We start from the raw sequence: 3454 nt of genomic DNA on the forward strand, positions 1-3454 counted from the left end.
AAGAAGCTCAGATGGACGAGTGGGATAACGTGTTGGTRCCGGTGGTYCCGGTTCATAAGGGTGATTCAGGGTATATATCTATTGATCGTGGTTACATTTATGTCGCTTGGCAATCAGAAATTTGGCGAGAAATCCAAATTCAAAACGACGGACGCTTTTCTGATGTAGACCAATCGYTCTATCAAAGCACTAAATCCTTGCCTCAAAGATCGGTCGATATCAGCTTATATGATGAAGACTCCGAAGCATTTCTGTCAGGGGAAGCGTTTCAGCTGTACCAAGACGGTAAAAAAGTCTATGAGGGTGTGTTGGACGAATACGCTTGCGCCCGTGTTTTTGGTCTTACTGCAGAAGAAGTTGAGGTAGTGGTCGCTGATTGGCCTAACGAAGGCGAAACATACACAGAATTACTTCAAACCGAATTGAGCCCATTTAAGGCTGGAAGTAAAACAAAGAGAGAGCCACTTGGTGTTCCTTTGCCTCATATTTGGCTTCCATACAAAATAAACGGCAGCGTACAAAGTGATGTTGCTCTTTATTATTCTCGGGCTCAACTCAATACTCAGCAACTCAATGAATTAAAGAGTGGGAAGAATGAAAAAGCGGTTAAAGTTAACCTCAGTGATTATTCTTCCGCTCACAACTTTGATGCGAGCTCCGAACCTGTGATTTCGCTGCCGAATCTAGATACTCAAGCTCCAAGTAAATCAGATTACAATATCATCAGCCAAAACGAGCAAGGTGTTGCTGCCGCTGTTGTTAACTCACCAAGTGAAGGCATTGTAATCACGTATAAAAGTAACCCCCAGTGCGATCAACCGGATGATTTTTTCCAACTGACGTGTGTTGATGAAACATGGAGCCAAAAGATTTTCTTACGCGAGGCTGAGTTTGTGGACCAGTACCGTAAAGAAGTCGTGTTTAGTGGTTGGCTACCAGAAGTAAAACGGGTCAACCTAACCCGTCATTGCCGATCTCATAACTCAGATAAAACGGTATTAATGTCAGTAATTTACCAAGACATTAAACTCACGGAACTATTATAAAATGAAACAAACAACGTTAAGTATCATGCTTCTTTCGACAGTTATGTTATTAACAGGCTGTGGTGAAGAAAGTAATCAAACTTCGAATGCTGAAACAACACAATCCGTAAAAAAAGAACCCGCTCAAAAGGCCTGTTACGATGTTAGCGAAACAACGTCACTCGAACGCAAAGAGGTGACAGAACCACGCTGCCAATGGCAAAGTGAGCACAACTTTATTGTTTACTCTGAAGACCTGTCCAAGCCTGAATACCCAGGCACACTTCCCGCAAAACCAGGCTATGCCGTTCGCCGAGCAAAAGAGTGGCCCCGTGAAGATTTGTCTGATGCGAGCTCTTATGACAAACCTCGAATTCAGTTTTGGTGGAATAATGTCAGCACTCGAGACCCTCTCGTAAATGATTACGAAAACGGCTACAAAATTTGGAGCGTGAAAATTGATGGGACAGATTTACGTTTAGTCACGGATGACATGCCAAGCACCGCGTCACCACAGAACTTTACGATGAGCCGTTCACCCAACAATCGTTATGTGGCATACGCATACAGTAATGGAGAGCCTCTGATAAAAGCCATCTTTGACTTAAAAACGCAACAGACCATTCAGTTGGGCAGTGCGCGCACCAAGCCATATTTGGTCTGGGCGGATGACTCTAGCTACATCTATTTCTCAGACGGTTTTAAGCGCTTTAAATACACACTCGCGACAGGAGTCAAGGAAGAAGTAGATGTCGATATTTCAGAATCTACGGTCATTGTTGACGGTAAGCTCATTTATGTCGGTGATTTGGGTGTGGTGGTTTTCGATGCCAAGACTTTAAAAATGCTCTATAAAATTTTCCCTGAGGACGAATTTAAGCCAGAAAAAACGATTAAGGAACGTGTTTATGTACAAACTGCTATCAGCCCTAATGGAAAATACGTGTGGGCAGTAAACTCGTACCGCAAAGTGTTGATCAACGTTGAAGAAAAAACGTGGCTTGCGTTTTCTAATGAAGGCGATGAAAAGAACGTTTATGCGAAAGTGGGAAATATCAGTAACAACGGTAATGAAACACAAAGAGGAGCAGCAAAAATAACCATAAGACGTTATGGGCCAGATCACCGTTATGAAATGAATGGAAATGGCGCTCAGTCATGGAAGGTGATTCAATCAGGAAAAAAAACGAAAACACCAGTGCTATATAATGCCGATGCTAACGATGGGCGCTTTCTGGAGGTAGAAAACGATGAATAATGACCTTAAATATTTACCAACAGACATCTATTTATTTGGCGTCGAGTATCCTAACGTTGAGGATAAAAAAAACCCTCAATATAAAGAACTAAATACCGAAAAAAACCTGACCGCAATGGAAGAGTTAAAAAATATCCGCCCTATGTCACGGCTTCCCATTGCAATAAATTTAGGTGAGGAAAGCGCGGCACTTTGGGCGACAGACGATTTAGGCCGTTTACATGTACTCGGTGATTCAACGCAGAAAAACCAAAAAACCAACATCAATCAGGTTTTGGCACTGCGTTCGCCAGTACATGAACTAACACAGAAGACGTACAAGCTGTCTTTTCCTGAATGGTCAATGCTTACAGAGTTAGCGATTGGTGCACAGAGTAAGGCTCGCCCAATCAAAAAGGCGTGCGCAGACCTCGCCTCTATCTTAGAAAAGCTAAAGGGGTATGACGGTGAGCAAACACTGAACTCGCTAGAAAAAAAAGTGGAATACGCTGTCACAGAAGTAAAACGCTCACAACTCGCGCCTAAATATGAAGCGGACACTCAAGCACTAACTGATGAGCAAGTTACATATAACAAATGGTATGACTCTGTTCTTGAAGATAAGCCCATTCGTGGTTTTATCGTGCCAACTTTTTCATTTCTCGCTGTAGCGTTTTCAACCGATGATTATGACCTCGCTGTTGCTGATGTAAAGTGCTTCGACGAAGAAACGAGTACACATTAAAGCCTACTAGATGGAAACGTCGTAACACAGGCTCAACTCGATAAAAACAGTGATGCGCAACGGCCGATAGCCTTATTCTCATTAGACTCTACTTGTCAGCGGTTACTTTTAAGTGGGCATTTGCCYACTTTTTTTTATTATGANCTACCCATTTGGGGCGGTTTTACTGCGATTATGTGACAATTATTTTCGAATGGATTGCYAGGTAARATAGCTAGTAATTTGGNCTTRTGGTYGCGYTATTTRCTTAAGGGGTTAGGTGGYATCTCNGTATGGCTAGCGATAATGGCGGTCTGGGTGGTTGTTTTGATGGTTGTGCTATTTTGTTATGTCGTTGAAATAAAATATTTTAATCGCTATTATCTTTCTACCAAATCGTATGTATAAGCCTTATCAGCTTAATTATCACCGCAACCTTATTTACGATGTTGGTTGTGGAGAATTCAA

Annotated in this window: 2 protein-coding genes and 1 pseudogene; all 3 read left to right on the top strand. The window is 42.2% G+C overall.

Annotated features, from left to right (window positions below):
• Nucleotides 1–1046, top strand: a pseudogene (locus L4D74_RS00490) (hypothetical protein); the annotation flags it as partial.
• A gap of 1 nt (nucleotide 1047) precedes the next feature.
• A complete protein-coding gene (locus L4D74_RS00495) occupies nucleotides 1048–2283 on the top strand; it encodes a TolB family protein (RefSeq protein WP_428750266.1) in 1236 nt (411 codons plus the stop codon).
• Nucleotides 2276–3007, top strand: a complete 732-nt coding sequence (locus L4D74_RS00500) for a hypothetical protein (protein WP_428750267.1) — start codon at nucleotides 2276–2278, stop codon at nucleotides 3005–3007. The genes L4D74_RS00495 and L4D74_RS00500 overlap by 8 nt, the downstream gene beginning before the upstream one ends.
• Nucleotides 3008–3454 lie beyond the last annotated feature (447 nt).

Origin of the sequence: Vibrio cionasavignyae (assembly GCF_050337155.1) — a bacterium.
Lineage (GTDB): Bacteria > Pseudomonadota > Gammaproteobacteria > Enterobacterales > Vibrionaceae > Vibrio > Vibrio nomapromontoriensis.